We start from the raw sequence: 26,593 nt of genomic DNA, 5'->3' as shown, positions 1-26,593 counted from the left end.
TGGAGGTCGTCAGTTGATGACCGCCATTACGATTCCGGCGCGTCCTTGCGCCCTGCCGAACGCCTGCCGCAGGCGCGGGTTGACGCGCACCGCATCGCGGCCGGCCGAGATGGTTCTGTCGACCTGTTCGGGCGTCAGCCTAAGCCGGGTCGGAATAGCGTTCAGCGCGGTCAGATCGGCCGGGGGCAGATCGCCAAACGAGACCAATTCCACCGCCATCCTCACGTCGCGGCAGTCCCAGCCGGCAAGGCTGCCGCGGTAGCGCGCCACCGTGACTGTCGGGAGGCCGCAGCGATACCTGACCAGCTTCTGGCGCCACAGCCGGAACGCCAGCTTCAGGGCATCGAATTCATCACGCACCGAGGACGATATCGAGGTTCCCGTGGTAGCATCGATCATGTCGACCAGACCTGGGCCCTGCTTGACCTCGACCCACTTCGGTTCGGTCCGTCGCCCGGCGTCCGCCACGATCATGATCAGGGTGCGCATCCTGATCGCCGCTTGTGGCGACAGCGGACTGTGGGCGTCCTCTGCGGTGTCGATCGATTCGGCGAAGCCGACCACGGCGATATTGTCGGTCAGACCGCCATCCAGGAGCTTGATATAGTTGACGCGGTCGTTGTTCTGATAGGAGTCCATGGCCCGGGCCGCCGCTTTGACCCGCACCGCCGCTTCAGAATCCTGCAGCCCGTGCTTGATCCAGGCCGGCTGCTTGTAGTTGCATTTGGTTTGCGGCGTGGTCGTCGAGATGACCATAGGGGCGAATACCAGCGGAAACGCGGCTGAGGCCGCCACTGCATCAGCGATGCGCAGCCTGTCGAGATCGCTGCAAATCGCCGCGAACCGGTCATATGTGAAGCCGAAGGCGGTTGCGTTGTAGATATCGGAAGCATGGATCCAGACAAGCGGCGCTCCGGGGCGCTTGAAGGCGCTATAGGTGGCGCCATCGAAAAGGTTTCTATTCAGCCAGGCGGCAAAGGTGCCGCGGTCGTTGACGCCACCACGCCAAAGCCGCGCCAGATTGGCCGGCGCGAGCCTTGCCGTATGCAACGAACTCTCGGCATTCTGGATCAGGAAGCGCTCTCGCAGGTCACGGTAGCCGTGGCCCTTGTAGCCGAGATAAGCAGCCGTCACTGCCCCGCCCGAAACACCACCGACGACACGCACATCATCGATCAGCGTATGGGCACGCCGGCCACTGTCGATGGTCACGTCGTCGAGCGCCCTCAGCACGCCATAAGCGAAGGCGGCGGCGCGCGTCCCGCCACCGGAGAACGACAGAGCGACCACGGTCGAGCCGTCGTCGGCAGCATCCGGGATGAACGCCGGCGAGCCCGGCCCGACCTGTGTCAAATGGGTGTTGATCGGCTCGACATCGTTTGTCGCGCAACCGCTCAATAATGAGCCTGCCAAAGCCAGCCAAGCCAGACGCCGACGCATCGAGGCCCCCAGAGCCTTCGATCTCGACGACGGGTGTGTCATTCGACGTAAGTCACCGCACCCGTTGGCAAATCATAGATTGCCGCGACTATCTTCAGCTTCCCCGCCTTGATGAGGCCGGCCAGCACCTTGCTCGAGGCGGCCAGGCGCCTCGCGGTCCTCCGTGCGCTTTCCTTGGCGGTGTTGTCGACGAAATCACCCGCTTCGCTCCGCACTGCTATCGCCGCGGGCAGGATCGGTTCGATCATTGGGCCGATCGCACCAGGATAGGTCGCGTTCTTGGTCACCACGTCGCACGCCGCCTTGACGGCGCCGCAGTTTGTGTGCGCCAGAACGACGATCAAGGGCGAACCAAGCACCGCTGCCCCGTACTCGACCGTACCGAGCGTGGCAGTGTCGACGAGGTTGCCAGCATTCCGGGCGACGAACAGTTCTCCAACGCCGTGACCGCCGAAGATCAGTTCAGGCGGAACGCGACTGTCGGCGCAACTGATGATCGTGGCCCAGGGCGCCTGGTGTGCGGCCACAGCATTCCGCTGCGCGGCAAGGTCTATCGAGCAGAGTTCCGGGTGACTGACGTAGCTTTCGTTGCCGGATTTCAGTGCGGCGAGCGCTTCATCGGGGCTCAGCGAGGTCACGGCACCTTGGGCCGCGCGCGCCGACCATGTGGCGCCACCAACGCCGAACGCAACGAGCCCCGCGGCGACTTTGAGGAAATCTCTCCGGTCGACCGCTGTACCATCACAGGTGCTGCACATTCTTAATTCCCCGCCCTAGTCCCCAAGGCATAATATGCGCTTGCTCTAATATGTAGGCAAGCGATTGGTGACAAAGTCAGGATTATGCGATGAGGCCGGGATGCGATACGACGAAAGCCACCCCAACGCAGTGCTGGGTGTGCGCTCATATCAATCGGCTTACCGCCTGTTAGGTGACCTTAAGCGAGAAATTGCTGTGGATCTGGATGCCCAGTCGCTCGCCTTTTCTCCAGCGCACTTCCGCTCGATAATTCGCACCGTCCAAAGGCACGCGCAGCCGGAAGGTATTTGGCACTTCAACCCCCGCAGCGACACGCAGCTCGGCGCCGTGCTCATGCTGGTTTCTGACGGCGCAGCCTATTTCGCCATTCTGCGTGATTATGAACGCCTCCTTCAAAACCACCTCGCGTAAGTGCGTCCGACGCTCTACTAGAGGTTCAGAAGGTTTATCGGTCATGGCAAGCCGCCTCCGATGAGCGAAATGCTACCAGACCAAGGTCTGCAGCTCAGGACGCAAAGGTCTGATTTTTTCGCTTAATTCCTGTATCTGTCCCTTTGTACGCTCGGCACATTAGTAAATCGTGAAATATATACTCTATGGTCGTCGCCAAAATTGTCACCTGACGGTGAGACAGAAACGGCCGAAAATGGGATGGGGAAGCCAGGTATGTTCATCGATTTCTACGAAATGCTGGAAATCAGTCCGAATGCCAATTCGGAAACAATAGAACGCATTTTTCGTCATTTTGCCATGCGCTACCACCCCGACAACCAAGTCACCGGCAACGAGTCACGCTTCAGCGATATTCTTGAGGCTCACAACACGCTCAAGGATCCGGTCAAGCGTGCGCAGTACGACATTCAGTACAAGGCCCATTTGAACCACCGGGCCGAGCTGACCGATGAGGCGAGCAATACAAAGGGCTTCGATCGAGATTCCGTCATTCAAGCTAAAGTGCTGTCACTGCTGTATGTAAAACGCCGACAGGACGTCAACCATCCCGGTATTGGCGACGAAGAACTCGAACGAATGTCAGGCTGTCCGCAAGAGCACCTCGAGTTTCACCTCTGGTATCTGAAAGCGAAGGACTGGATAGCCAGGACGGAAAACGGCACGTTCGCCATCACCGTCGAAGGCGTCGATCGCGTTAATTCCGAACATCATCGTGACGCGGCCACCACCCGACTGTTGGGTCACGCGAGCTGAATTGAGATCGCTCGGTCTCTGATCAAGCCGTCACTGGGTTCAGCTTCAAATGCTGGATCAGGATGATGGTCTTGGCGTCGACAATGCGGCCATCGGCGATGCCGGCCAGCGCTTCGTCGAGCGGCATTTCCAGGACCTCGATGTCCTCGCCCTCCTCCGGAGCGCCGCCGCCGGCCGAGATGCGGTCGGCGGGCGAGTAGCGCGCGACGAAGAACCAGAGCCGCTCGGTGACGCTGCCTGGGCTCATATAGGGCGAGAACAGCCGCTCGATGTACTTCAACCGGTAACCCAGTTCTTCCTCGGCTTCCTTGCGGATGGCGGTTTCCGGATCGTTTTCGTCCAGCAGGCCGGCGCAGGCCTCGATCAGCGGCTCGCGGTGGCCGGTGACGTAAGCGGGATAGCGGAATTGTCGCACCAGAAGCACGGTCGAGCGCTGGGGGTCATAGGGCAGGATCACCGCGCCGTCGCCGCGATCATAGGTCTGGCGGACCTGCGTCTCCCATTGGCCGTCGCGCCGGCGATAGTCGAGCACGGTCTTTTTCAGGACCGCCCAGTCGTCGGAGAGAACCTCTTCCGAGCGGATACGAACGCGGTCTTCCATATGACACCTCGATGCTGGCTGGCGGACGCAGGCGTAGCCGCGAACCGGAACAGGCGCAATCGGGCCAGCGATTGGTCCAGCGCGCTTCACCGTCTCGTGTGTGGTATGGACGGGTGCCGTCGCCTAGATAGCGCATTCCCCTTCTCGGAGTTTTTCCATGACGACATCGCTTTTCCAGCCGATCACCCTCGATGGGCTCACCTTCCCCAACCGCATCGCCGTGGCGCCGATGTGCCAGTATTCCGCCGAGGACGGCTCGGCCAGCGACTGGCATCTTTACCACTGGATGAACCTTGCCATGTCCGGTGCCGGCATGGTCACGGTGGAGATGACCGATGTCGAGCGGCGCGGACGCATCAGCCATGGCTGTCTCGGCCTCTACTCCGAAGACAATGAAGCCGCCGCGCGACGCGCGCTGGATGCGGCCAAGCGCGTGGCCGCACCCGGCACCAAATTCGGCACGCAGCTGGCGCATGCCGGCCGCAAGGCCTCGAACCGCAAGCCCTGGGAAGGCGGCGGCCCGTTGCAGCCAAACGATGATCCCTGGCAGACCGTCTCGGCCTCGGCCATCGCCTACGACACCGGCTGGAACGTGCCGCGCGCCCTGGACGACGAGGAAATCCTGCAGCTCGTCGAGCGGTTCGCGGACGCCGCAAGGCGGGCCGACCGTGCCGGCTTCGACTTCATCGAACTGCATGCGGCGCATGGCTACCTCATCTTCCAGTTCCTGTCGCCGCTGTCCAACCAGCGCACGGATCGCTGGGGTGGCTCGCTGGAAGACCGGATGCGTCTCGTCGTCGAGATCGCCAGGGCGGTGAAGAAAGCCGCACCGAAACTGATGCTCGGCGCACGGCTGTCGGTGAAGGACTGGGTCGATGGCGGCTTTGACGTCGCGGACGCGGTCGAGGTGGCGAAAGCGCTGAAGGCCGAAGGCGTCGCCTATCTCTGCTGCTCGAGCGGCGGCAATTCGCCATTGCAGAAATTGCCCACCGGCCCCGGCTATCAGGTGCATCTGGCCGAAGCCGTGCGCAAGGGCGCGGGCATCCCGACCCGGGCGGTCGGCCTGATCGACGACCCGAAACAGGCCGAGGCTGTTATCGCGGAGGGTCGCGCCGACATGGTGGCCCTGGCGCGAGCCTTCCTCGCCGATCCGCGCTGGGGATGGCGTGCGGCCGCCACGTTCAGCGAAAAGATTCATCCGGCGCCGCAACTCGCCCGCTCGGTGACGACGATGGAACATTGGATGAAGGCCGCCGGCTGATCGCCCATTCTCCCGGCACCGGCGCGCTGCCCAAGGGCGTCGCGACCTTTGGGCGCAGGCCGAAGGCCACTTTTGCAACCAAATTGGCTGCTTTGCGTTGCGGCCATGATGATGGACAACAAACCCTTTGAAACGCCGGTCGTGGTCGAGCTTGGCCATGTCGGCAAATATCGCCATATCCGCTCGACCCAGGAGGCGGCCGAGTGCCTGATGACGGTGTGGCCGCTCAATCGCGGGCCTCGTCATCGTGATGCCCTCGACACTTGCCTCAAAGTGCTGGAAGGTTATCGTTCGACAGCGGAGGCGCGCCGGGCACTGATCGAGGCCGCCAGGGAATCGGAAGTGCTGGTGCCCGACGACAAGCTGCCCGACGACCGGCTGCCCGACGACCGGCTGCCCGACGACCGGCTGCCCGATGACCGGCTGCATTGAGCAGGCGGACCTTTAACTGGAGGTTTAGATGGCGAAGCTGACTTACAAGATCGTCGAGCATGACGGTGGCTGGGCCTACAAGGTCGGTGCGACCTTCTCGGAGACATTTCCCACCCATCAGGATGCATTGCGCGCCGCCGAGATCGCTTCGGCCGAACAACAGGTGGCGGGTTCCACAGATGGCATCCAGTACGAGGACGCCGAGGGCAAATGGCACGAGGAACTGGCCGACGGTCGCGATCGGCCTCAGACTGAAATCTCGGATTGATCCAGCCCTGCGCCAGCCGCGGACGCCAGGAGAGACGGCGTCCCGCGGCAGGCAATACGCGGCTGGCCTATTTATTTACCGCAATACTGATCGTTGACGTTGCCCTGCGCGTTCGCATCAGGGCCTGGCGTGCTTGAGGCACAAGGTCCGGCCGGGCCGGGATTGCCAAGAGTGCTCAATCGGGAGCCGTCGGCGTTGATGCTGCCAGTGGTGCTCTGGTCGACGGCAGAGGAATCCTCATTGCCGAACAGCCACCAATTGTGATGGTTGGAATAGGTAGCGTCCGACGATTGGGCCATCGCCGATGTGGCGAGACCGATGGTCAGGAAGGATGCTGCGAAAAGTTTCCTGTACATTGATTTTACTCCGTATCTTGATCTTGGCCGCCTTGGGATGCGACATGGCGTAAACCTGCCCGTCAGCCGCGTGGTTCCCTGAAATTCTCGTGAAGTGGCGGTGATGCCGGGTTGGCAAAGCGTGTGCCGCCATGCGCTCGAAGGATGTGACCTGTTCGGGCGCGATGGTTTGCGGCATGTGGCCAAGGTCGCCAACCACCTCGGCTTTCGTCGCTCTCCGGGACCGAGGATAATCTGGAAGGGCTTGTTCCCACCCTGCTCAAGCGCGCCGGGTACTGCAATGCAGGTGTTATCGTTCGCCTTTGGACGGCCATTGCCGCCGTCCATCCGCCGCGCTATTTCAGGCGACCCGTCCTTCGGAGCCTTCCATGCCTGAAATCGTCACTGCCGCCATTCTCGTCATCGGCGATGAGATTCTGTCCGGCCGCACCAAGGACAAGAACATCGGCCATCTCGCCGATATCATGACGGCAATTGGCATCGACCTGAAGGAGGTGCGCATTGTTCCCGACGAGGAAGACGAGATCGTCGCGGCGGTGAATGCCGTGCGCGCACGCTATACCTATGTCTTCACCACCGGCGGCATCGGCCCGACGCATGACGACATCACAGCCGATTCGATCGCCAAGGCATTCGGTGTGCCTTGCGAATACGATGCCAAGGCCTATGCCCTGCTGGAGGCGAGCTATGCCGCGCGCGGCATCGAATACACGGAGGCGCGCAAGCGCATGGCGCGGATGCCTCGCGGCGCCGACCATATCGACAACCCGGTATCCGTGGCGCCCGGATTCCGCATTGGCAACGTCCATGTCATGGCTGGCGTGCCCTCCATCTTCCAGGCCATGCTCGACAATGTCGTGCCGACCTTGAGAGCCGGCACCAAAATGCTGTCGGCCACGGTGCACTGTCCGTTCGGCGAGGGCCTTGTCGGCGGGCCATTGGGCGAGATCCAGAAAGCCCATCCGGATACGATCATCGGCTCCTATCCCAAATATGGCGACGGCAAGTTCTGGACCGAACTGGTCGTTCGTGCCCGCAGCGCGGAGGCGCTTGAAGCCGCGCGCGCCGATGTCGAGGCCTTGGTGGCAGGCTTCGCGGCTAAGGCGAGCTGATCCGCTGCAAACCGGAACCAAGAACGACGCTACAACGTTTCCCTGCCGCGGGCTCGCCACTCGCGGGATTGAGGGGTCATCATGCGTTTCAAGACCATCATTGCCATTCTGCAGAACGAGCAGGACGCCGAGCGGGTGCTCGACTGCGCCATTCCGCTTGCCAGCCGCTTCGAGAGCCATCTGATCGGCATCCATGCCGAGGCGCTCCCGGTGCCCTACACGTCGGCCACGGGCTTTCCCGATACGGAATTCCTGCAGGTGTCCGCCGACATGAACCGGGAGCGGGCCGACAAACTCGAGGCTGTCTTCGTGAAGCGGATCGAGGATTCCGGCCTTTCCTTCGAATGGCGCAGCCTGGAGAGCTTCTCCGGCGACAGCGCACTGACCGGCATTTCAAGCGTGCGCGCCGCCGATCTCATCATCGCCGCCCAACGCGAGACCGGCGGCGATCCGAGCGCGGACGTCGATACGCTTGTCTACGACGCTGGCCGGCCGGTGCTGGTGGTGCCGAGTGCGGGCCCGCTGGTCACCACCTTCAAACGGGTGCTGCTTGCCTGGAACGGCAGCAAGGAGGCCGCGCGCGCCGCCTTCGATGCCTTGCCTTTCATCATCGAGGCCGAGAAAACCGACATACTGGTCATCGATCCGCCCGATTCGCTCGACGAACGCCCGGAGGCCGCGGGCGCCGAAATCGCGTCGGCCCTGTCGCGCCACGGCGCCACCGTCAGCGTCTCGGTGCAGAAATCGGGCGGCACCTCGGTCGACGACATGATCCAGAACAGGATCACCGAGACCGGCGCCGATCTGCTGGTGCTTGGCGCCTACAGCCACTCCTGGCTGCGTCAGCTGCTGTTCGGCGGGGTAACACGCACGGTGCTGCGCTCGGCACAGGTCGCGGCCTTCCTGTCGCGATAAGTCCACAGCGATTGCTACGGGCCGCCCTTGCCAAGTCCGGGGGTTTCCAGTTAATTCCGCGCGCATTCCCTGTTTCTTGCACGCGGCCGCCGCGTGCCGTGGAGTGCGCGAGACATGTCCCTTCCCGAAAAAGCCTTCCCGGTCTCCTGGGATCAGTTCCATCGCGACGCGCGCGCACTTGCCTGGCGGCTTGCCGGCACCAGCAAAGGTCAGTGGAAGGCTATCGTCTGCATCACGCGTGGTGGCCTGGTCCCGGCGGCGATCATTTCGCGCGAACTCGGCATCCGCGTGATCGAGACGGTCTGTGTCGCCTCTTATCACGACTACACCAGCCAAGGGCAGTTGCAGGTGCTGAAGGAGATCACGCCGGCCTTGCTGGCCGACGATGGCGCCGGCGTGCTGATCGTCGACGACCTGACCGACACCGGCAAGACCGCCGGCATCGTGCGGGCAATGATGCCGAAGGCCCATTTCGCGACCGTCTACGCCAAACCGAAAGGCCGGCCGCTGGTCGATACGTTCGTCACCGAGGTCAGCCAGGACACCTGGATCTATTTTCCCTGGGACATGGGTTTCACCTATCAGAAGCCGATCGCCGACGATCACGCCGGCTGATTCGCGGCAAGCTGCTTTTTTCCAATCAAGCCGATGCCGAACGGGCAATATTTGCTTGCGCGGAGGGCCCCGCCGCCAAGGTATCCTGTGAAATCGACCGTTGTTGGCGGCAATCAGCCAGCGTGACCGAAGTTTTTACTTTTATTGGTCACAATTAGCCGTAAGATTCATGAGACGGCAAACGATTCTGGAGGCTGGGGCTAGCTTCTCCGATGTTGACACGGCCAACGACGCACAATCACCTTGCTGAAAGGGTCAGGCGACTCTTCGGCACGGCGCCGTGCCGTCTGCAGGTTGCCGCCCTGCCCTGGCGCGATGTCGGGAATGGCGTCGAGGTCATGTTGATCACCAGCCGTGATACTGGCCGCTGGGTGCTCCCAAAAGGCTGGCCGGAAGCTAGGGAGCCGCTCTGCGAAGCGGCCGCCCGCGAGGCCGCCGAGGAAGCCGGCTTGCGCGGAAACATCTCTCATCTCGAAGCCGGTCGTTATTTCTATGCCAAGGTACTGGCTTCGGGCGATGAAGTGCCTTGCGAGGTTCTGGTGTTCCCACTGCACGTCGAAAAGGTCGCGGACCGCTGGAAGGAAAAGCACTCCCGCACCCGCAAATGGGTCAGTTCCAGCGAGGCCGTGCGCATGGTCAATGAACCCGACCTTTGCCAGATCATTGCCTATTTCTGTGCCGACCCACGCAGGTTCTCCTGATCGACACCTTTCGCGTGTATCGCGGCGGACGCACAACCTTGTGCCGCAAGGGTTTGCTAATTTTTGTTGGTTAGGATCGATCAGTCTTGGCGTTTGATCGATGGCGAATCCCGCAGACCCACTTCAGCACGATCCCGGCGAGCCGCAGCGCGAGCATCGTCCGCGCGTGCTCAAAGGTGGAACAGTCATCACGGGGATCCAGAATTCCGAAATCGCCTGTACGGTGCGCAACCAGCATGCGGGCGGCGCCGAACTGAAATTACCCGCCGAAGCCCGGGTCCCCGATCATTTCCTTCTCTACATACCACTCGACGGCGTGGCCTATCGCTGCGAGGTCCGCTGGCGCCGCAGCGAGCGGATCGGCGTACAGTTCAACGGCACCGAACCCAAGCCGAAGCTACACTACGGCTGAAGGCGAGGCGCACCGGCTTGGCGGGCCTTTTGCGGCGTCCAGCAAATGTTTCGCCGCGCCCATGTCGCTGATCGCACCGGCTTGCCGCCGGGCAGATGGCCGACGGCGGGTCAATTGTATCCCCGTTATCCACATGTGTGACACACAAGATGTTGGGGTCACAAAAGCTACGCAAACGAATCCTTGACGGCCCGAAACGAGTCGCCTTTTATAGGCCATGCGCTCCTGTTGAGAGCGCGACCGGAAAGTTCTGAGCCCGGTCTTTTTCCCGGATTATGTGCGTTTTGCCCGCATTTCCGCCTATTTACGAGGCCGGCGGAAGCGTTGGGATCGTGGGTTGGTGGGCGACGAAAGGGAGAATTGTCGGACTGGCATAAATTGTCTGTTAATACTATATTTAGTGTTTGCAGCTAAGTTCGACGCCAGATAGTGTGAATTTCCCTCGGGTGAGGGAATCGAAAAATTCAGTTTTGAGGGGGCCCGCGGGCCGGTTGGCAGCCTCGGCAGATGCCTGGCAAGGCATTATTGTCGTGCGCGTGGCCGAGCCTGCGAAGGGAGATGTCGGCATTGTTCAAAATGTCGGCAAACGGCGGACTGCGCGTTTCGTCTTTTGGGGGGCAGAAATCCCCTGATGAAAGCGCTACATATAGACAAAAGGGACCGGACCAATGCGCATCGAGCGTCGTTTCACCAAGCCAGGACATGCAGGTCAAGAAGGGGCAGCGTATGCGGAGATCGAATTCCGCAAGGCGCTTTCCGAGATCAAGAATCCGGATGGCTCGGTTGTGTTCCGCCTGGACAACATTGATGTGCCTGCGCAGTTCTCCCAGGTCGCCGCCGACATCCTGGCCCAAAAATATTTCCGCAAGGCCGGCGTCCCCGCGCGCCTGAAGAAGGTCGAGGAGAACGACGTCCCCTCCTTCCTGTGGCGTTCCGTCGCCGATGAGGCCGAACTCGCCAAGCTTCCCGAGGCCGAGCGCTATGGCTCCGAGATCGACGCCCGCCAGGTCTTCGACCGGCTGGCCGGCACCTGGACCTATTGGGGCTGGAAGGGCGGCTACTTCAAGGCGTCGGAGGAGGACGCGCGCGCCTTCCGCGACGAGCTTGCCTATATGCTGGCGACCCAGCGCGTCGCGCCGAACTCGCCGCAATGGTTCAACACCGGCCTGCACTGGGCCTATGGCATAGACGGTCCGAGCCAGGGTCACTTCTATGTCGACCCGTTCACCGGCAAGCTGACCAAGTCGAAATCCTCCTACGAGCATCCGCAGCCGCATGCCTGCTTCATCCAGGGCGTGCAGGACGACCTCGTCAACGAGGGCGGCATCATGGATCTGTGGGTGCGCGAGGCGCGCCTGTTCAAATATGGCTCGGGCACCGGCTCGAACTTCTCGCTGCTGCGCGGCGAAGGCGAAAAGCTGTCCGGCGGCGGCCGCTCGTCCGGCCTGATGAGCTTCCTCAAGATCGGCGACCGCGCCGCGGGTGCCATCAAGTCGGGCGGCACGACACGCCGTGCGGCGAAAATGGTCATCGTCGACGCCGATCACCCCGATATCGAGGAATTCATCGACTGGAAGGTCAATGAAGAGCAGAAGGTCGCCTCGCTGGTGACCGGCTCCAAGATCGTCAAGAAGCATCTCGAAGCGATCATGAAGGCCTGCGTGAACTGCGAAGGCCATGATGACGACTGTTTCGATCCTGCCATCAACACGGCGCTGAAGCGCGAAATCAAGTTGGCCAAGAAATCGGCCGTGCCGGAAAACTACATCTACCGCGTCATCCAGTTCGCCAAGCAGGGCTACACCTCGATGTCGTTCAAGACCTACGACACCGACTGGGATTCTGACGCCTACCTCACCGTTTCGGGCCAGAACTCCAACAATTCGGTGTCGCTGAAGGACAATTTCCTACGCGCCGTTGAAGAGGACGCGGACTGGCACCTGACCGCCCGCAAGGACGGCAAGGTCTTGAAGACGCTGAAGGCGCGGGACCTCTGGGAAAAGATCGGCTACGCCGCCTGGGCGTCGGCTGATCCCGGCCTGCATTTCAACACCACGATGAACGACTGGCACACCTGCGCTTCGGCCGGTGCGATCCGGGCCTCCAATCCGTGCTCGGAATACATGTTCCTCGACGACACGGCCTGCAATCTCGCCTCGATCAACCTGCTCCCCTACCGCAATGCCGACGGCACGATCGATATCGCAGCCTACGAGCACACCGTGCGGCTGTGGACCATGGTGCTGGAAATCTCGGTCATGATGGCGCAGTTCCCGTCGAAGGAGATCGCCAAGCTCTCCTACGACTACCGAACGCTGGGCCTCGGCTATGCCAATATCGGCGGCCTGCTGATGACCTCGGGAATTCCCTACGATTCGGACGAGGGCCGCGCCATCTGCGCAGCGCTGACCGCGATCATGACCGGCGTCGCCTACTCCACCTCGGCCGAGATGGCCTCCGAACTCGGCGCCTTCCCCGACTATGACCGCAACGCCCAGAACATGCTACGCGTCATGCGCAATCATCGTCGCGCCGCCTATGGCGAGAAGGACGGCTACGAGAAGCTGGCCGTCAATCCTGTGCCTCTGGTCGCATCGGACCTGAAGCAGCAGGATCTGGCCACTCACGCCAAAGCGGCCTGGGACCGCGCCATCGAACTCGGCGAGGAGCATGGCTACCGCAACGCACAGGCAACCGTGATCGCGCCGACCGGCACGATCGGCCTGGTCATGGATTGCGACACCACCGGTATCGAGCCCGACTTCGCCCTGGTGAAGTTCAAGAAGCTCGCCGGCGGCGGTTATTTCAAGATCATCAACCGCGCCGTGCCGGAAGCGCTTCGCACACTGGGCTATTCGGAGAGCCAGATTGCCGAGATCGAGGCTTACGCCGTCGGTCACGGCAACCTCAACCAGGCGCCGGCCGTCAACCCTGGCTCGCTCAAGGCCAAGGGCTTCACCGACGACAAGATCGCGGCGCTCAACGCGGCGCTGAAGTCGGCCTTCGACATCAAGTTCGTCTTCAACCAGTGGACGCTCGGCGCCGACTGGGTGAAGGAGACGTTCGGTTTCACCGACGAGCAGCTCAACGACTTCTCCTTCGAGATGCTGCCGGCGCTGGGTTTCTCCCGAAAGGACATCGAGGCCGCCAACATCCACGTTTGTGGTGCGATGACGCTGGAAGGCGCGCCCTTCCTCAAGGCCGAACACCTGCCCGTGTTCGACTGCGCCAGCCCGTGCGGCAAGATCGGCAAGCGCTCGCTGTCGATCAACAGCCACATCCAGATGATGGCGGCGGCACAGCCCTTCATTTCCGGCGCCATCTCCAAGACCATCAACATGCCGAACGACGCGACGGTGGAGGACGCAAAGAGCGCCTACATGCTGTCGTGGAAGCTGGCGCTGAAGGCCAACGCACTCTACCGCGACGGCTCGAAGCTGTCGCAGCCGCTCAATGCCTCGCTGCTCGCCGATGGCGAGGAGGACGAGGACGATGCGGTCGAGCAGCTGATCCAGGCACCGGCGGCGGCGCGCGCGGCGCAGATCACGGAGCGCATCGTCGAACGCATCATCGAACGCGTGTCGCGCGAGCAGGAAAAGCTGCCCGGCCGCCGCAAGGGTTATACGCAGAAGGCCAAGATCGGCGGCAACACCATCTTCCTGCGCACCGGCGAATATGACGATGGGCGTCTCGGCGAGATCTTCATCGACATGAACAAGGAGGGTGCCACCCTGCGTGGCCTTCTCAACAACTTCGCCATCGCGATCTCGCTTGGCCTGCAGTATGGCGTGCCGCTCGACGAATATGTGCACGCCTTCACCTTCACCAAGTTCGAGCCGGCCGGCATGGTCATCGGCAACGATGCCATCAAGAGCGCGACGTCGATCCTCGACTATGTGTTCCGTGAGCTGGCCATCTCCTATCTCGGCCGCAACGATCTCGCCCATGTCGACCAGTCGGATTTCTCCAACACCGCACTGGGCCGCGGCATCAGCGAAGGCAAGACCGACGCCGTCTCCAAGGGCCTGACCCGCGGTTCGCCAGTGAAGCTGGTTTCCCGGGCGATCGGCAGCGAGCCGAAGGGCTTTGCCGGCTCCGGCACCCCTGCCCGCTCGGCGCCGACAGCCTTCTCCGGCTCCAACGTGCTAGCGTTGAAGCCGGCCAGCGACGAGGCGGTCGCCTACAAGCGCGATTATGAGGAGCGGGCCAAGGAACTGGCGGAAGACATCGCCTTCGAGGAAGCGGCCTCCGATGCCTCGACCGATACCACCGCGGCGCTGTTCACAGATACGGCGGCCCATGAAGCGGCCGAAGCGAAGAAACTCGCCGCCGACCGCCGCGCCAAGTCGCTGCTGCAGGGCTACACCGGCAATTCCTGCTCCGAGTGCCAGAATTTCACCATGGTGCGGAACGGGACATGTGAAAAGTGCGATACGTGCGGCGCGACGAGCGGGTGCAGCTGAGGAAACATGCTACCTCGGCTTACGGTTCGCGAGGTCACTGGAGGCTGACGCCTGGTATCTAGTCTAGTTGCAACCAAGGGCAGCCATCGCCAATATAAGCACAAAATCAAAGCCGGCCGCGTCACCGTGGCCGGTAAATCGTCTGAAGAAGTTGCGCCAGGTACACTGAACAGCATCCTCAAGCAGTCCGGTTTGAAGGAGTGATTGTATGCGTTATGCAGTAGTGATTGAAAAAGCTGGCAATAATTTCTCTGCTTATGTGCCGGACTTGCCCGGCTGCATCGCGACGGGCGCGACCGTGCCTGAGGTGGAAGCAGAAATTCGTGATGCTATACGCTTTCATATCGAAGGCTTACGCGCCGATGGACTGGACGTGCCCAAAGGTGTCAGCTTAGCCGAGTATGTGGAGGCATAAAGCCATTCGCCAGCTCGCGGCCATGCTCATTCGGCCGTCTAAGACTGTCACCGAACCGGACCACTCCTATTCTGCAAAGAGTTTCTACCATGTGCCGGAGAAGTCCGGCGTGTGTATGAGGAGGCGTGCGCAGTTCTTCATATCGGCCCTGCTGGTTAGGCAGTCGAAGAGCTACTCGATTTTTTACGAGCGACCTCTGCACTCTTTGGCATGCCTTCCGCGACTTGATCATTCAACCAGCCCTAGAACCGCTGAAACTCAGGCCAACCGTCGAAATCCGCGATGCGTTCCCAAGGGCATGATCATTGCACTAGTCATAATGGATTTACTTTAGGCTTCCCTGCGGAGCGGCAAATCCGTCGTAAATCGTAGCTCCTTTGTGGAGTGAATTCTCCATCGCCTGAAAGGCCGTGGCTTCAGGTTACGGCTTAAAGCCGGATCGGTCCGCCCGTTGGCGGACAGGTCGCAGGCCCAGACGACCGATCTCATGGCGCTATTCATCGCTGCATCCTGTCAAAGTAAAGGCGTCCCAGGCCGAGCCGTCGGGATTGGCATTGGCGAAATCGGGCCATTCGATGAAAGTCGCACCAAACTCAGGCAGCAATAGCCCTTTCGGCGCCGGTGTCGCTTCGCGCGAATTCAGCTGCTCGGCTCCGCTTCCGGTCAGGGCATAAATTTGCCCGTCCCATATCCGGCAAAGCCCGCTGTCGTCTTGCAGACCCGCTTCGCGGTCGTCGTTGGTGCAGGGGTGGCGGATGGTACCGAGCGGAAACGAATTCTTGCCATTGGTCCAGGTAATATCGGCCGGCAGGCGTATGCCGGTATGAGGCACCGTCAGCGAGAACACCTGCGTCGTCAGTGCCGCCGGTTCGTGTCAATGAAGCAAGGCCGGCGGCGTGCCGGGCCGCACAGTCGCATCATCCGTGCAAAACCATAAGCGAAATCCGGAACCGCTGCGTTTATCTGGTCGATCGAAAACTTGCCCCACACAAACCCGCAATCTGTATGATCGAACGCAGCGGCCCAGGGGACAAAAGATGCAGCGTTTGACACTGATCATAGCGATCTCCGCAACTACGATTGTGCCGGCCGTAGCGGCAGCGCCCTATGTCGGGACATGGTCCAGAGACAGGTTGAACTGCCATGCGACCGCCGACGTCCAGCGCCAGACTGTCTTCACTGTGGATCAGTCGGCCCTGTCGTTTCCCGACCTCGGTTGCGAGCATGCGATCTTTCGCAAAACCGCCACCGGTTGGGTGGTTCACGCCAGCCAGTGCTATGGCGCGGACCCATCGCTTGACGAGCCATTTTCTCGCACCATCCATATCAAAAGAGACGGTGGGACGGTGCGGTTGAGCTGGCGCGGATTCGACAGCGGACCTCTCGTGCGCTGCTGAAGCGGTGACACTCAGACCAACCCGACCAGCAAGGCCGCGCCGCCGAGAAGGCCTGCCGAGCAGACCCACAGCAGCCATAGCCCGCGCACCCGGCATTCGAGCACCGCCGAGGCGGGGTTGGCGGGGTCATAGCGCACGTCGACCTTGCTGCCCTCGACATAGCGCCGCGCCTGACCGCCGACGAGGCCGGGCAGCGAGGCTGTCACGCTGGCGCCGAAAGCGACGCGATCGGCGCTGTAGCGCTGTCCGGCGACACCATAGCTGTAGACGATGCGGGATTTGAACACCGTGCGCCAAGGCCGGTACCCACCGCCCTCAAACCGGTCGCGGGTCTTGATTGCCTGCAGGCCGGACGCATCGATACGGCCGGCGGCGGTCGGCCATGTTGCCGCCTGCTCGGCCATCGTTCTTTGGGCAAAGCCCATGCGCAGCACAAAAAGCCCCATGAACAGCAGGAATGCCGCCGCACCGAGGTTCCCCGGCTTGGGCAGATGCGGCCCGATAGCGTCCAGCACGCCACCGACCGAAAACACCAACACCAGCGCGCAAACCACGAGCCCGGCCGAAAGCTGGACCATGAACTTGAAGGCGCCGTCCGGCATGGTGCGCTCGATCACGGCCTTGCCCGGGCTGGACGGGTCATAGAACACGGTTACCGCCGCGCCACGCGGAAACCGCTCAAGGGTTTCCGCGACTTCGAAATTTCCGAGGTTCTCCTGCACGCTGTAGTGCGAGCTTTGAAATGTCTTGCCGCCCACCTTGTATTCATAGGTGATGGCCGGAAAATTGCGGATTTCGGTCGAAGTGCTGCTCTCCGAGCCAATACCCGAGCTTGTCACCTCGCGCGCCTCGACGCGCGACGAGACGACCTTTCCAGGCGTCGGCAACCAGCGGCTGGCCGCCTTGACCTCGAGCCATTTCAGGAAGGTGACGATCGACAGCATGCCGGCGACCGCGCAGGCAAAGCCGACCAACAGAAACTTGAGCTCCAACTCGTCCCCCCGACGATTAGAGTGCGGCAGCACGCATAGTGACAGCATGGCGACGGCAATGTCTCGTCTATTCGCAAGATTAAGAAATGACCGCCGGAAAGGTTCAATGGTGTAGCGTGGCTACGGGAGCGACGACCAGCCGCTATTCGGCTATTGCCATGACGCGAACATAGCCCTCCAGCTGAAGGGCGCGGGGACGTATCCGAAGCACGGTGGCAACCGCGCCAGGAACTGGGCCAATGTGGCGGGCCATCCGGACGATGACGTGATAAAAGACGATCGATCCGATCGGATGAAGATCCACAACAGCCGGGACGATGCGCATGAGCGAACAAACCGAAGATGACACCGATATACTGAACCAGCTCGCCTATGTCAGGGCCGATCCGACCCAGCACGACACGCTGACCCTTCTCGCCATGATCGATGCCGCGATCGCCGAGATAATGGGCTTGAGGGCGCGGCTGCGTTTGAGCGAGGAAAAAAACGGCGGGAGCAACCAGTTCCGATAGGTGGACAGGACGAGCGCCGACGCGAAAGCATCTGTTCTAATCCGCGTCGGCCATCACCGCCCGACCTCCGCCGCCGGCCCAGGCGCGCCATTGCCGCTCATCGCCATGGAAGACGTTGAGATCGATGCGGCCGGTTACGCCATGCGACAGGCCGGAGCCGGAATATTGCCAGAACAGCCATTTGCGATCGGGATAGACCTTCGACGGATGCCGGGCCACGGCGCGCAGCCAGAACGGGTAATCCGGGAATGCGCCCTGGAGATTGTCGCGATAGAAATCGGGCGCCGTGTAGATGATCGGCCGCTGGCCGTAGTGGCGCTCCAGCTTGTCCATGAACACCTGCATTTTCTCCAGCACCTTTTCGCGCGACGGACGCCGCTGGCAGCTGGAGTCGCCGTTCCACTCGACGTCGATCACCGGCGGCAGCGCGCCGTCGACCTTCGGCACGTTGCGGATGAACCAGTCGGCCTGCTCGCCGGCGGTGCGGCACCAGTAGAAGAAATGATAGGCACCGCGCTTCAGGCCGGCAGCGTCGGCGTCACGCCAGTTCTTCATAAACAGAGGATCGAGGTGGTCGCCGCCGTCGGTCGCCTTGATATAGGCGAAGTTGGCGCCCTGGGCGCGCAGCTTCTCCCAGTTGACGTTGCCTTGCCAGCGTGACACGTCCACCCCGTGCACGGCAAGGTGTCGGGGCGAGGAGCGGCCGAAATTGATCGGCTTGGCATCGCGGAAGCCGTAACGCGTGACCGGGCCTGCCAGCATGGGCGATGCCGCCCGCGACAACAGCTTCGGCGGCGACACCAGGGCTGCCTCCTCGATCGGCGGTTCGACGCTGTCGGGCAGTTCGGGTGCGGGAAACGCCACCGTCTCTTCCTCGGCAAGGCCAAAAGGCCGAGCGGTGTCCTCGGGCGCAACCTCAACCAGCTTGCGCGCCGCGTTTGCCTTGGCCATCGGAACGGACGCGATCGGCGCGCGTGGCCGCACCACCGAATTGGTGATTTCATTGGACGGCTTCTGCATGTCGAGCGCGTCCATGCCCGATGTCGACGAACAGCCGGCAAGGCACAGCGATGCGATCACGAAACTGACGACGCCTGGTAACCGCATCTGGACCTGTACTCGAACACAACAGACCGAAGGCGACGGCCGACGGACAACCAGACGAGTTATGAACGAGAAATTACCAATAAAGTTTGAATCAAGTTTTTTACCCTGCATGTAGCCGCTTTCAGGCAGTCGTCGGCATCGGCCCGGCCAAGCCTTGACAGGGCCATGATGTGGCTGTTGAGAACGGGTGTGCGGCGCGGCGGCCCTTGCCCGTGCCAAGGCCGCAAGCTGCCGGTCGAGACCTATTACGGCTGGCTCGTCGACGGCAAGCTCGACGAACTCAGGAGCCTGACAGCGGCAGCCGAGGAACACTTTCAACAGGGAGCTTGCGTGCAGTCGTTCATCGACCAGAGCGTGTGTATCATCGAGAACCATCAGGCCTGGGCGGGTCTCGTGGTCGGATTGCTGGCCTTCGGCGAGTCGCTGGTGCTGGTCGGCATCCTGTTGCCCGGCACCACGGTGTTGATCATCGTCGGCGGCTTGGTGGGCGCCGGCATCGTCCAGCCCCTGCCCGTTCTCCTCGCCGCGATGCTCGGCGCGGCGCTAGGCGACACTATTTCCTATTTTCTCGGCAAATGGCTGGGGCGCGGCGTCGTCCACAAATGGCCGCTCAACCGCTATCGCCGCGAGATCGCCAGGGCGCGCCTGTTCTTCCATCGCTACGGTGTCGCCGCCGTTTTCGTCGGCCGCTTCTTCGGTCCGGTGCGTGCCACCGTGCCGCTGGTCGCCGGCATGATGGGCATGAACAGGCGGCGCTTCCAGATTGCCAACATCCTGTCGGCGATCATCTGGGCGCCGGTCGTGCTGTCGCCTGGATGGCTGGTGGCGAAAGGAGCCGCCAATCTGCCCGAACTCGACGCGACCAGCCTGGTCGGCCTGGCGGTGATCGCGGCCATGGTGGTGGCGATCATCGTCGCCGTGCTTGTCGTCAGAATGCGCGGCAGCCGCAATGCACGGATTTAGGCGGTGCCGCGATTGAGGGCGCCGTGCATCAGCCGCGCTTCCTGAAGACGCCGATCATCGGTCCCAGATTCCAGTAGTCGTCGTTGCGGCCGATGGCCGGAGCGAGCAGGCTCGATATCGTGCCGTCGAGAAAGAGCGCGTTGTCGCAGCCGAGCGCGTCGCGAAAAAGGCGAGCGAAGGCATGGAACGTCACCGTGCCGTTCGAGATGGCAAAGACGGCAACACCGTCCTTTCGCACTCCGACGCCGTCGCGGCTCTTGCGCGAGGTGCCGTCGGCCTGGAATTTCGGGTGAAGCTGGCCGTCGATCACCAGCATTGGCCCTGATTGTGTCGCATAGTCGGTGGCTGGCCGCTGCCTGACGAAGTCCTTGGTCGCCCGCACCACGGCCTTGCCGCGGCTGATATAGAAAATGCCATTCGGCTGCAGCGAAAAATTGCCGCTTCCCGATCCCGTTTTCACACCCGCCATTTCCTGGCCGCGTTCGACATAGAGGCCGACCGGCCTGAGATCGGGGTGGTACATGCCGGCATTGATGGCAAACAGCAGGGTCCGGCCGGCCATGCGCTGGGCGTTGTCAAGATTGTGCAGCGACTGAAAAGGCTTGCCTGCCGGGTCTTTCCAGAACAGTTCGATTGAATAGAGCTTCGGATCGACCTCGCAGACGAGGAAACTCGTAGCCTCGAAGGAGACATCGCGGCACGGCGGCACCGAAGCGAACCACTGGCCGAATGCCACTGTCGTGGCGACCGCGTACGGCAACGCGGCCTTGAACAAGCTCAGCAGCAAGGGCGCCGAATACAGGACGGTCAAAAAATCCATGCGCGTTCCGGATTGGCAGTTCCAACGAACTGTCGTGGATAGCACCGCTTGCCGACACGATGAAGGAAAGAAGTATGGATTATGGCCCGGAGGTCGGGCAGCGGCTATTTGACGGCGCTGACCAGTTCCTCTTCGCCGGCAAGAATGGAAACCCAGCGCCCGGTATTGTCGCTCGCCTGTCTTTTCAGATAGCGATACGGCGTCTGGTTCCAGAGGCGAACCTTGTCGACGAGATTGTCGAGAATGAAGTCGCCCTTGTCGGTGCGCACCGTCAGCACGGCATGGCCTTCGCCGTCCGGCTTGCGAACCACCGTCATCAGGAGGTTGGCTATGGCGACGCCCAGGCTGTTGAGCTCACGCCGCTTTTCCAGCGCGTAATCCTCGCAATCGCCGAAGCCATTGTCCGGATAGGCCCACCATTCCTCCTTGCGGTAATTGTCCATGTCGCTCATCGGCTTGACGCGCGCGTTAACCGAAAGGTTTACGGCGCCGATCTCCCGCAACAGCTTGCCAGTCATCTGTTCCGGCTCGCTGTCGGATGAACGGATCGAGCACTCGGCGGCATGGATCTTGCAAAAATCATAGTGGCCGATCGGCTGGGAGGTCGAGCCGCCGATAGCCATGGAAACGGGAGCCGTATAGGCGGAATTCGCCGCCGAACAGAAAGCAATCAGGGCAATCGCAAGCCCCAGCCCCTTCGCCTTCCGGCGCCAACCCATCGAGGATGCCATCCGGCCCCGCCCATCTGTTTTGTTAACAGAACGTTAAGGGCGGTTATATCCCGAAGTCAACCAAACCGACCGATTACATCTTTGAGGACGCCGCATGCCCCTTCGAGGGTTGCAGCAGCGCAACACCGAGGTTCGGGGTTAGGGAGCTAGACGAGCCATCCCATCGCCACGCCCAGCAGCAGGACGACGCCGAGCAGGCCACGGTAGATGACAAAGGGCCAGGCGGAGAAGCGTTCCAGCACACGCATCAGGCCCCAGATGGCGAAGAAGGCCGAAATCGAGGCGACGAGCAGCCCCAGGCCGAGAACCGACCATCCATGGGCATCGAGATGCACCTTGTGCAGTTCCCACAATTCCTTGAGGCCGGCGAGTGCGATCGCCGGCAGCCCCAGCAGGAACGAGAAGCGTGCCGCCTCGGCCCGCTTGAAGCCGAGCCCCAGTGCGGCCGTCAGCGTCGAGCCGGAGCGAGAGACCCCCGGGATCAGCGCGCCAACCTGGGCGACACCGACAAGTAGCGCGTCGGCTAGCGACGCTTCGCCGATGGTGCGCTTGTGGCGGGCGAAAATCTCGGCCAGGGCCAGCAGGATCGCCATGGCTATGCAGGCCCAGCCAATCACGCTCAGGCTACGCAACGGCGAATTGCAGGCGTTGAGAACACCCGAAAGTACCACGCCGGCGATGAGGATGGGGATCGTCGCCAGCACGATCCAGGAAGCCAGTTGGAAATGCCGATCGGCGAAACCGCGCCGTGTGAGAGCGTCGATCGAACCGAACAGGAGATCCCTGACATCGCCCCAGAAATAGCTGACCACGGCGGCAAGGGCGGCAAGCTGCATGGCGGCGGAGAAGGCGGAACCCGGATCCTGCCAGCCAAGCACCGCCGGCACGATGCGCATATGGGCGGTCGAGGAAATCGGCAGCAGTTCGGTGATGCCTTGCACGAGGCCGAGGAATGCGACCTTGGCAAATCCAAGGCCGACAAAGCCCGTGTCGACGCCTTGCGTGCAGATATCAGCCATGTCGGGTTCCATGCGGGAGAAATCGGAGTCGCGAAGACACGATCGGAGGAGATCGGTGCCCGGCAAGGCATACCGTCATGCGGCGGATAATCAATTTACGGATTTGTAAGCTGGCACCGCCGCGTCGGACGCGCACGGCTTCAAAAGCACGTCGCGTCGATACGGATTCAGGCTACGCGCTTCAGATTTGTTTTTTTGCATGTCGTCTTTCCAAAGGGCGACATGCATTCACCGGCCCGAAGGGCCAGCGATGCTCGCATGAATGGAGGTTGGCAAGACGATTACGGGCAGAGCCAAAGTTTCTGGCAGGTCCTGGCAATCACATGCGCGGGCGGCACGACAGGCTCCTCCGCGGCTGGCCGGCGAGCCCGCTCGAGCAGCATGCGCACCTGTTCCGGGCGCACACGGTCACGTTCCATCACAAGCAGGACCATCGGATCGCTCAAAAGCTCGTCCAGGGTGCTGATGCTGTCGTTCATCCGTCGTCTCCTCGAATGCCGGGCCCGCGACGCTTAGATAGGGAGACAAAGATGGCCCGCCAATGACGTTTTGCCGGCTATCACGTGTCTCTTTGGATTAATTTTTGGTCATCCTGGGGCACGTCCTTTCCCTTCACGGGGAAGAAGGAACGCTAGGCCGGCGGAGTGCCTTCAAATTGCGGCAGGCCGTCATCCAGCATCACCCAGGGCTGTTTCGAGACGGTCCAGATGTGCATCTGCGGCCGGAACAGCGACGGGTCGTCAAGCGAACCGGTCGTCACGCCGATGATGCCGGCGGAATCGCGCCGCGAAAACAGCGTCGTGCCGCAGGCTGGACAAAACCCCCGCTTGAGGTCCGGCGAAGTGTTGACCGTGGCCAACGGGCCCTCGACCGTCACATCGTCGATGCGAAACAGAACACGCGCATTGAACGCCGCGCCGATCGCCTTCTGGCAAAGCCGGCAATGGCAGATGCGCTCGTTGATGGGGGTAGCATCGGTGCGATAGCGCACCGCCCTGCACAGGCATCCGCCCTCGTATTTTGCCATCGCCTGGATCCATTGGTGGAGTAAACAGGCGGCAAAAGTAACGGCGAGGCCGATTGGGTCAATTGAAAAGCTTTGATACAAGGTCATCGATTATGGTGATGCTGCAGGATTGTCATGACACCCGAGATCGAAACGATCGGCATCGCGGCCCTGTTCGGGCCGCCCTCGCCCGCGCGCGACCGCGCCGACGCTGAGATCATGGCGGCAGCGGCCGGCATCGGCTTTCTGGCGGTCCGGGATTTTCCCGGCGATGACTGGCTGACGCCCAACAAGCGCGCGCGATTGCTGCGCGTCTTCGCGCTTCCCGACGCCGAGAAGCAGGAGTTACTGCGCTGGAATTTCGATCACACCAAGAAGAATTTCTACCGCGGCTGGTTTCCGCTGCAGCCGCAAGCCGTTTCCTACAAGGAAGGCATCGACATGGGGCCGGACCTTGCCGATGCAGCGCGAGTAACGGCCAGCGACGATCCTTTGTGCGAGCCGACACCGTTACCCGCCGAGAATGCCCTGCCCGGCTGGCGCGCTGCCGCAGCCGACTACTATCGCGTGATGGAAACGGTCGGCACCATGCTGATGCGGTCGATCGCCCGCGGGCTTGGCCTGCCTGACATGATCTTCGATAGCTATTTCGACGGCGGCATCTCGACGCTGCGCCTGATCCGCTATCCCCTGCGCGACGCCAGTGCCGGCGTCGATACCAGCGGGCCGGAGTTTTCGGTGACCCACAAGGGCGAGACGCGCACCATCATCGGCCGGGAACACGCCGATTTAGGCTTCGTCACCCTGCTGGCGCAGGACGGCGTCGAGGGCTTGCAGGCGAAGAACCTCACCGGCGAATGGATCGACGTGCCCCCAGCCGATGGCACGCTGGCGGTCAATTTCGGCCAGTTGCTGCAACGCTGGACCGGCGGCCGCGTGCGGGCGACACGGCACCGGGTCATTGCGCCAAAAACCGTGCGGTTCTCGATCCCGTTCTTCTACGAGCCACGTGTCGACGCGGAAATCTCGCCTCTACCGTTGGACGGCTCCGAACCCTTCGCGCCGTTTCTTTACGGCGACTATCTCTGGGAGTCGGCGACGAACTTCGTTGAAATGAGCGGCATCAAGCATCTGAGGCAGCCGCGCCGGGCCAAGGCTTCCTGAACAGCACGCCGGCTGTCTCGCTGGAGACGGCCGGCGGAGATGGCAGGGGTCATTCGGCTTCGCCGACCACCTCGTCCCAGCTCTTCACCCTGGTCTCGCCATCGAGGAACGGCAGTGCGGCGGCCGTCAGTTCCGGAGCGAAGAAGACATCGTAGTGGGTGCGGTTGGGCAGGATGGCCAGCCGGTTCTGCGACAGGTTCTCGCGCATCCAGCCGGCATCCTTCAGGCCGCCGCCGAGCATTTGGTAGAACTTGATCTCGTGCTCGGGCTTGTACATGTCGCTGTCTCCGTAAGCGAGCATGACTGGCATTTTCAGCTTGGGAACGTCGGCCGAGAAGTCGTAGTTCTGGCGCATGAAATTGCCGAGAGCGTCGAGCAGTTTCGGGAAGTCCTCCGGATGCGGGGCGACGGCGACGTAGGATTTGTACATCGGCGTGTCTTTCATGTACGCCGCGGCGGCGGCACTCACCTGTGCCTGCTGCGGACGCATCTCGTCGTAGAAGCCGTCGGCGGCATAGCCGGTCGACACAAGGACCAGCCGGCGCACAGCCTCGGGATGCTGGACCGCCATGCGGAAGGCAACCCCGCCGCCCAGCGAATAGCCCATGACGTCGACCGTGTCGTAGCCGAGTGCCTTGACGATACCAGCCATGTCGTCGCCGATCGCCTGCAGGCTGAATGGCCGGTCGCCAAGGGCGGTGCGGCCATGCCCCTGCAGGTCGACCCCGATGACGGTGCGGTTTTCGGCAAGCTTGGGCAGGATCGGCGCGAACATGTCGGTGGAGCCGAGACCGCCATGCAGCAGAAGCAGCGGCTCACCCTTGCCATAGACGGCGTAATAGTAATTTACGCCGTTGATCGGCAGCAGGCCGGACTTTTGTGGCTTCGGCAGTGTTTTCGTTTCGGTGGTCATGGCAGGCTTTGTCTCCTCTGCATTGATGGTGCCCGGGCAAGCGAGAAACGCAGCGGCCAAGGCAAAAATGGCAAAAAACAGAACTTTGGATATATCGATCTCCTCCGGTGTGGCTCTGTCAGAGCGCCCTGGCGAGATCTTCGAGCTGATCGGTGCACTGGCCCCAACCGGTGTGAAAGCCCATCGCCTCGTGGTGCTCGCGGTCGGTGACGCTCCAGTGCCGGACGCGCGCGATGTAGCGGGTCTTGCCCTCGCCCTCGTCCTCGAAGGTCAGTACGACTGTCATGAACGGTTTTTCCGATGGCACCCATGACTGGGTATAAGCATCGGTGAAGACGATCCTCTCGCCGGGAACGACCTCGAGGAAGACGCCGGGGTTGGGGAACTCGTTGCCATCGGGGCCTGCCATGACGACCAGGCTGTTGCCACCGGTGCGCACATCCATCTCGGCACGCGGCGTCGTCCACGGCTTTGGCGCGAACCATTGCGTGATCAATTTCGGTTCGGTCCAGCAGCGATAGACGTCCCGGCGCGGTGCATCGATGATACGGGCGAGAACCAGTTCGCGGTCGTCGGCGGGGGCGATGTCGAGCTTGGCGGCCACGGTGGTCTCCTTGGTTTGATCTGGCTTCCGTCCCAAGGACGAGCCGACGCAAAGCAAACCGACATTGCCCGCGAGAAATTCTGGAACGGAGGCTGAAAACGGCGAGCGGAGCCCGTGTCAGTGGCGCTTGGCTTGCACCAGATAGGCGTCGATTACGGTCTCGCCCAGCCATTTGGCGGCTTCGAGCCGATGCAGACCTTCGACAAGGATGTGCCGCTTGCCATCGTGGCGGACCTGGATCGGCGTCTTCATGCCGTTCTCAAGTATGTCCTCGGCCAGATGCCGGACGGTCTCGGGGTGCAGCGTCTTCTTCCGCGCCGTGGGCACGTAGATGTCGTCGACCTTGACCTTTTGGACCCTGAGCATGCCTGTCCCCTTGGCGGAACTGCCGCCGTCGTCCTGAGATAGT

Annotated in this window: 31 protein-coding genes; 16 read left to right on the top strand and 15 right to left on the bottom strand. The window is 62.0% G+C overall.

All coding sequences use genetic code 11. The annotated features are described in order from the left end of the window. Positions 1–9 precede the first annotated feature (9 nt). The gene (locus AC3CB8_RS18650) at positions 10–1,440 is read right to left on the bottom strand and encodes a patatin-like phospholipase family protein (RefSeq protein WP_352563154.1); all 1,431 of its coding nucleotides are present in this window, start codon (positions 1,438–1,440) and stop codon (positions 10–12) included. Positions 1,441–1,478: 38 nt separating this feature from the next. After that, positions 1,479–2,198: a carbonic anhydrase gene (locus tag AC3CB8_RS18645; RefSeq protein WP_023773118.1), complete on the bottom strand. Its 720-nt coding sequence runs from the start codon at positions 2,196–2,198 to the stop codon at positions 1,479–1,481. A gap of 100 nt (positions 2,199–2,298) precedes the next feature. Between AC3CB8_RS18645 and AC3CB8_RS18640 the strand changes: the two genes are divergently transcribed. Both AC3CB8_RS18640 and AC3CB8_RS18635 read left to right on the top strand, forming a co-directional pair. Continuing rightward, positions 2,299–2,610, top strand: a complete 312-nt coding sequence (locus AC3CB8_RS18640; RefSeq protein ID WP_023795121.1) for a hypothetical protein — start codon at positions 2,299–2,301, stop codon at positions 2,608–2,610. A 255-nt stretch (positions 2,611–2,865) separates the two neighbouring features. After that, positions 2,866–3,405 (top strand): J domain-containing protein, encoded by a 540-nt coding sequence (locus AC3CB8_RS18635; protein ID WP_023773120.1) that lies wholly within the window; start codon positions 2,866–2,868, stop codon positions 3,403–3,405. Between the two features lie 22 nt (positions 3,406–3,427). Here the strand turns inward: AC3CB8_RS18635 and AC3CB8_RS18630 are convergent, their stop codons facing one another. Next, positions 3,428–4,006: an NUDIX domain-containing protein gene (locus tag AC3CB8_RS18630; RefSeq protein ID WP_352563153.1), complete on the bottom strand. Its 579-nt coding sequence runs from the start codon at positions 4,004–4,006 to the stop codon at positions 3,428–3,430. A 157-nt stretch (positions 4,007–4,163) separates the two neighbouring features. Here AC3CB8_RS18630 and AC3CB8_RS18625 point away from each other — a divergent pair, with 157 nt between their 5' ends. The 3 genes from AC3CB8_RS18625 to AC3CB8_RS18615 all read left to right on the top strand — a co-directional run bounded on the left by AC3CB8_RS18625 (position 4,164) and on the right by AC3CB8_RS18615 (position 5,967). Next, positions 4,164–5,267 carry an NADH:flavin oxidoreductase/NADH oxidase gene (locus AC3CB8_RS18625; protein ID WP_352563152.1) on the top strand — a complete coding sequence of 368 codons (1,104 nt, stop codon included), beginning with the start codon at positions 4,164–4,166 and terminating at the stop codon, positions 5,265–5,267. A gap of 108 nt (positions 5,268–5,375) precedes the next feature. Beyond that, positions 5,376–5,699: a DUF982 domain-containing protein gene (locus tag AC3CB8_RS18620; RefSeq protein WP_051407654.1), complete on the top strand. Its 324-nt coding sequence runs from the start codon at positions 5,376–5,378 to the stop codon at positions 5,697–5,699. 28 nt (positions 5,700–5,727) lie between these two features. Then, on the top strand, positions 5,728–5,967 hold the full coding sequence (locus tag AC3CB8_RS18615) for a DUF2188 domain-containing protein (protein ID WP_015318080.1): 240 nt from the start codon (positions 5,728–5,730) through the stop codon (positions 5,965–5,967). Between the two features lie 71 nt (positions 5,968–6,038). Here the strand turns inward: AC3CB8_RS18615 and AC3CB8_RS18610 are convergent, their stop codons facing one another. Further along, a complete protein-coding gene (locus AC3CB8_RS18610) occupies positions 6,039–6,323 on the bottom strand; it encodes a hypothetical protein (RefSeq protein ID WP_023783903.1) in 285 nt (94 codons plus the stop codon). A gap of 368 nt (positions 6,324–6,691) precedes the next feature. On the opposite strand from AC3CB8_RS18610, the gene AC3CB8_RS18605 reads away from it, so the two are divergent. From AC3CB8_RS18605 to AC3CB8_RS18570, 8 genes are all read left to right on the top strand, one after another. Then, the gene (locus tag AC3CB8_RS18605; protein WP_352563151.1) at positions 6,692–7,435 is read left to right on the top strand and encodes a competence/damage-inducible protein A; all 744 of its coding nucleotides are present in this window, start codon (positions 6,692–6,694) and stop codon (positions 7,433–7,435) included. Positions 7,436–7,516: 81 nt separating this feature from the next. Beyond that, positions 7,517–8,350, top strand: a complete 834-nt coding sequence (locus AC3CB8_RS18600) for a universal stress protein (protein ID WP_023773126.1) — start codon at positions 7,517–7,519, stop codon at positions 8,348–8,350. Positions 8,351–8,464: 114 nt separating this feature from the next. Continuing rightward, positions 8,465–8,965 carry a xanthine phosphoribosyltransferase gene (gpt, locus tag AC3CB8_RS18595; RefSeq protein ID WP_015318084.1) on the top strand — a complete coding sequence of 167 codons (501 nt, stop codon included), beginning with the start codon at positions 8,465–8,467 and terminating at the stop codon, positions 8,963–8,965. A gap of 212 nt (positions 8,966–9,177) precedes the next feature. Beyond that, a complete protein-coding gene (locus AC3CB8_RS18590) occupies positions 9,178–9,666 on the top strand; it encodes an NUDIX hydrolase (protein ID WP_023783900.1) in 489 nt (162 codons plus the stop codon). A 100-nt stretch (positions 9,667–9,766) separates the two neighbouring features. Beyond that, entirely contained in the window at positions 9,767–10,078 is a 312-nt protein-coding gene (locus AC3CB8_RS18585) for a PilZ domain-containing protein (RefSeq protein ID WP_023773128.1), read from the top strand. A 668-nt stretch (positions 10,079–10,746) separates the two neighbouring features. Further along, on the top strand, positions 10,747–14,541 hold the full coding sequence (locus AC3CB8_RS18580) for a vitamin B12-dependent ribonucleotide reductase (RefSeq protein ID WP_352563149.1): 3,795 nt from the start codon (positions 10,747–10,749) through the stop codon (positions 14,539–14,541). Between the two features lie 51 nt (positions 14,542–14,592). Then, a complete protein-coding gene (locus tag AC3CB8_RS18575; protein ID WP_084056370.1) occupies positions 14,593–14,745 on the top strand; it encodes a type II toxin-antitoxin system HicA family toxin in 153 nt (50 codons plus the stop codon). Positions 14,746–14,749: 4 nt separating this feature from the next. Further along, positions 14,750–14,956, top strand: a complete 207-nt coding sequence (locus AC3CB8_RS18570) for a type II toxin-antitoxin system HicB family antitoxin (protein ID WP_023783899.1) — start codon at positions 14,750–14,752, stop codon at positions 14,954–14,956. Between the two features lie 493 nt (positions 14,957–15,449). On the opposite strand, the gene AC3CB8_RS18565 is transcribed toward AC3CB8_RS18570, so the two are convergent. Further along, positions 15,450–15,803 (bottom strand): hypothetical protein, encoded by a 354-nt coding sequence (locus tag AC3CB8_RS18565; protein WP_352563148.1) that lies wholly within the window; start codon positions 15,801–15,803, stop codon positions 15,450–15,452. A 561-nt stretch (positions 15,804–16,364) separates the two neighbouring features. Beyond that, positions 16,365–17,345 carry a DUF3592 domain-containing protein gene (locus AC3CB8_RS18560; protein ID WP_352563147.1) on the bottom strand — a complete coding sequence of 327 codons (981 nt, stop codon included), beginning with the start codon at positions 17,343–17,345 and terminating at the stop codon, positions 16,365–16,367. A 323-nt stretch (positions 17,346–17,668) separates the two neighbouring features. Between AC3CB8_RS18560 and AC3CB8_RS18555 the strand changes: the two genes are divergently transcribed. After that, on the top strand, positions 17,669–17,857 hold the full coding sequence (locus AC3CB8_RS18555) for a hypothetical protein (RefSeq protein WP_023783893.1): 189 nt from the start codon (positions 17,669–17,671) through the stop codon (positions 17,855–17,857). A 36-nt stretch (positions 17,858–17,893) separates the two neighbouring features. On the opposite strand, the gene AC3CB8_RS18550 is transcribed toward AC3CB8_RS18555, so the two are convergent. After that, entirely contained in the window at positions 17,894–18,964 is a 1,071-nt protein-coding gene (locus AC3CB8_RS18550) for a glycoside hydrolase family 25 protein (RefSeq protein WP_023773136.1), read from the bottom strand. A gap of 330 nt (positions 18,965–19,294) precedes the next feature. On the opposite strand from AC3CB8_RS18550, the gene AC3CB8_RS18545 reads away from it, so the two are divergent. Then, complete coding sequence (locus AC3CB8_RS18545) at positions 19,295–19,927, top strand: DedA family protein (protein WP_023773137.1); 633 nt, start codon at positions 19,295–19,297, stop codon at positions 19,925–19,927. Positions 19,928–19,955: 28 nt separating this feature from the next. On the opposite strand, the gene AC3CB8_RS18540 is transcribed toward AC3CB8_RS18545, so the two are convergent. The 5 genes from AC3CB8_RS18540 to AC3CB8_RS18520 all read right to left on the bottom strand — a co-directional run bounded on the left by AC3CB8_RS18540 (position 19,956) and on the right by AC3CB8_RS18520 (position 23,524). Beyond that, positions 19,956–20,747: a phosphodiester glycosidase family protein gene (locus AC3CB8_RS18540; protein WP_023773138.1), complete on the bottom strand. Its 792-nt coding sequence runs from the start codon at positions 20,745–20,747 to the stop codon at positions 19,956–19,958. Between the two features lie 104 nt (positions 20,748–20,851). Further along, a complete protein-coding gene (locus AC3CB8_RS18535) occupies positions 20,852–21,478 on the bottom strand; it encodes a transglutaminase-like cysteine peptidase (RefSeq protein WP_023773139.1) in 627 nt (208 codons plus the stop codon). A 146-nt stretch (positions 21,479–21,624) separates the two neighbouring features. Next, positions 21,625–22,497 (bottom strand): undecaprenyl-diphosphate phosphatase, encoded by an 873-nt coding sequence (locus AC3CB8_RS18530; protein WP_352563145.1) that lies wholly within the window; start codon positions 22,495–22,497, stop codon positions 21,625–21,627. Between the two features lie 281 nt (positions 22,498–22,778). Then, positions 22,779–22,976, bottom strand: a complete 198-nt coding sequence (locus AC3CB8_RS18525) for a hypothetical protein (protein ID WP_023773141.1) — start codon at positions 22,974–22,976, stop codon at positions 22,779–22,781. 152 nt (positions 22,977–23,128) lie between these two features. Continuing rightward, on the bottom strand, positions 23,129–23,524 hold the full coding sequence (locus AC3CB8_RS18520; RefSeq protein WP_023773142.1) for a GFA family protein: 396 nt from the start codon (positions 23,522–23,524) through the stop codon (positions 23,129–23,131). A 114-nt stretch (positions 23,525–23,638) separates the two neighbouring features. On the opposite strand from AC3CB8_RS18520, the gene AC3CB8_RS18515 reads away from it, so the two are divergent. Beyond that, positions 23,639–24,667, top strand: a complete 1,029-nt coding sequence (locus AC3CB8_RS18515) for an isopenicillin N synthase family dioxygenase (protein WP_488377334.1) — start codon at positions 23,639–23,641, stop codon at positions 24,665–24,667. A 49-nt stretch (positions 24,668–24,716) separates the two neighbouring features. Here the strand turns inward: AC3CB8_RS18515 and AC3CB8_RS18510 are convergent, their stop codons facing one another. The 3 genes from AC3CB8_RS18510 to AC3CB8_RS18500 all read right to left on the bottom strand — a co-directional run bounded on the left by AC3CB8_RS18510 (position 24,717) and on the right by AC3CB8_RS18500 (position 26,550). Further along, positions 24,717–25,673 carry an alpha/beta fold hydrolase gene (locus AC3CB8_RS18510; RefSeq protein ID WP_023795113.1) on the bottom strand — a complete coding sequence of 319 codons (957 nt, stop codon included), beginning with the start codon at positions 25,671–25,673 and terminating at the stop codon, positions 24,717–24,719. A 25-nt stretch (positions 25,674–25,698) separates the two neighbouring features. Beyond that, the gene (locus AC3CB8_RS18505; RefSeq protein ID WP_352563144.1) at positions 25,699–26,184 is read right to left on the bottom strand and encodes an SRPBCC family protein; all 486 of its coding nucleotides are present in this window, start codon (positions 26,182–26,184) and stop codon (positions 25,699–25,701) included. A 117-nt stretch (positions 26,185–26,301) separates the two neighbouring features. Continuing rightward, the gene (locus tag AC3CB8_RS18500) at positions 26,302–26,550 is read right to left on the bottom strand and encodes a ParB N-terminal domain-containing protein (RefSeq protein ID WP_023773145.1); all 249 of its coding nucleotides are present in this window, start codon (positions 26,548–26,550) and stop codon (positions 26,302–26,304) included. Between the last annotated feature and the right edge of the window lie 43 nt (positions 26,551–26,593).

The organism is Mesorhizobium sp. P160927 (genome assembly GCF_057766385.1).
This window is presented reverse-complemented; position numbering and strand designations above follow the sequence as displayed.

What these genes read in the sequence shown, in the direction of transcription:
- AC3CB8_RS18650 (WP_352563154.1), bottom strand. Translation starts at nt 1,440, where the DNA reads ATGCGTCGGCGTCTGGCTTGGCTGGCTTTGGCAGGCTCATTATTGAGC.
- AC3CB8_RS18645 (WP_023773118.1), bottom strand. Translation starts at nt 2,198, where the DNA reads ATGTGCAGCACCTGTGATGGTACAGCGGTCGACCGGAGAGATTTCCTC.
- AC3CB8_RS18640 (WP_023795121.1), top strand. Translation starts at nt 2,299, where the DNA reads ATGCGATACGACGAAAGCCACCCCAACGCAGTGCTGGGTGTGCGCTCA.
- AC3CB8_RS18635 (WP_023773120.1), top strand. Translation starts at nt 2,866, where the DNA reads ATGTTCATCGATTTCTACGAAATGCTGGAAATCAGTCCGAATGCCAAT.
- AC3CB8_RS18630 (WP_352563153.1), bottom strand. Translation starts at nt 4,006, where the DNA reads ATGGAAGACCGCGTTCGTATCCGCTCGGAAGAGGTTCTCTCCGACGAC.
- AC3CB8_RS18625 (WP_352563152.1), top strand. Translation starts at nt 4,164, where the DNA reads ATGACGACATCGCTTTTCCAGCCGATCACCCTCGATGGGCTCACCTTC.
- AC3CB8_RS18620 (WP_051407654.1), top strand. Translation starts at nt 5,376, where the DNA reads ATGATGGACAACAAACCCTTTGAAACGCCGGTCGTGGTCGAGCTTGGC.
- AC3CB8_RS18615 (WP_015318080.1), top strand. Translation starts at nt 5,728, where the DNA reads ATGGCGAAGCTGACTTACAAGATCGTCGAGCATGACGGTGGCTGGGCC.
- AC3CB8_RS18610 (WP_023783903.1), bottom strand. Translation starts at nt 6,323, where the DNA reads ATGTACAGGAAACTTTTCGCAGCATCCTTCCTGACCATCGGTCTCGCC.
- AC3CB8_RS18605 (WP_352563151.1), top strand. Translation starts at nt 6,692, where the DNA reads ATGCCTGAAATCGTCACTGCCGCCATTCTCGTCATCGGCGATGAGATT.
- AC3CB8_RS18600 (WP_023773126.1), top strand. Translation starts at nt 7,517, where the DNA reads ATGCGTTTCAAGACCATCATTGCCATTCTGCAGAACGAGCAGGACGCC.
- gpt (WP_015318084.1), top strand. Translation starts at nt 8,465, where the DNA reads ATGTCCCTTCCCGAAAAAGCCTTCCCGGTCTCCTGGGATCAGTTCCAT.
- AC3CB8_RS18590 (WP_023783900.1), top strand. Translation starts at nt 9,178, where the DNA reads ATGTTGACACGGCCAACGACGCACAATCACCTTGCTGAAAGGGTCAGG.
- AC3CB8_RS18585 (WP_023773128.1), top strand. Translation starts at nt 9,767, where the DNA reads ATGGCGAATCCCGCAGACCCACTTCAGCACGATCCCGGCGAGCCGCAG.
- AC3CB8_RS18580 (WP_352563149.1), top strand. Translation starts at nt 10,747, where the DNA reads ATGCGCATCGAGCGTCGTTTCACCAAGCCAGGACATGCAGGTCAAGAA.
- AC3CB8_RS18570 (WP_023783899.1), top strand. Translation starts at nt 14,750, where the DNA reads ATGCGTTATGCAGTAGTGATTGAAAAAGCTGGCAATAATTTCTCTGCT.
- AC3CB8_RS18555 (WP_023783893.1), top strand. Translation starts at nt 17,669, where the DNA reads ATGAGCGAACAAACCGAAGATGACACCGATATACTGAACCAGCTCGCC.
- AC3CB8_RS18550 (WP_023773136.1), bottom strand. Translation starts at nt 18,964, where the DNA reads ATGCGGTTACCAGGCGTCGTCAGTTTCGTGATCGCATCGCTGTGCCTT.
- AC3CB8_RS18540 (WP_023773138.1), bottom strand. Translation starts at nt 20,747, where the DNA reads ATGGATTTTTTGACCGTCCTGTATTCGGCGCCCTTGCTGCTGAGCTTG.
- AC3CB8_RS18535 (WP_023773139.1), bottom strand. Translation starts at nt 21,478, where the DNA reads ATGGCATCCTCGATGGGTTGGCGCCGGAAGGCGAAGGGGCTGGGGCTT.
- AC3CB8_RS18530 (WP_352563145.1), bottom strand. Translation starts at nt 22,497, where the DNA reads ATGGCTGATATCTGCACGCAAGGCGTCGACACGGGCTTTGTCGGCCTT.
- AC3CB8_RS18525 (WP_023773141.1), bottom strand. Translation starts at nt 22,976, where the DNA reads ATGAACGACAGCATCAGCACCCTGGACGAGCTTTTGAGCGATCCGATG.
- AC3CB8_RS18520 (WP_023773142.1), bottom strand. Translation starts at nt 23,524, where the DNA reads ATGGCAAAATACGAGGGCGGATGCCTGTGCAGGGCGGTGCGCTATCGC.
- AC3CB8_RS18515 (WP_488377334.1), top strand. Translation starts at nt 23,639, where the DNA reads ATGACACCCGAGATCGAAACGATCGGCATCGCGGCCCTGTTCGGGCCG.
- AC3CB8_RS18500 (WP_023773145.1), bottom strand. Translation starts at nt 26,550, where the DNA reads ATGCTCAGGGTCCAAAAGGTCAAGGTCGACGACATCTACGTGCCCACG.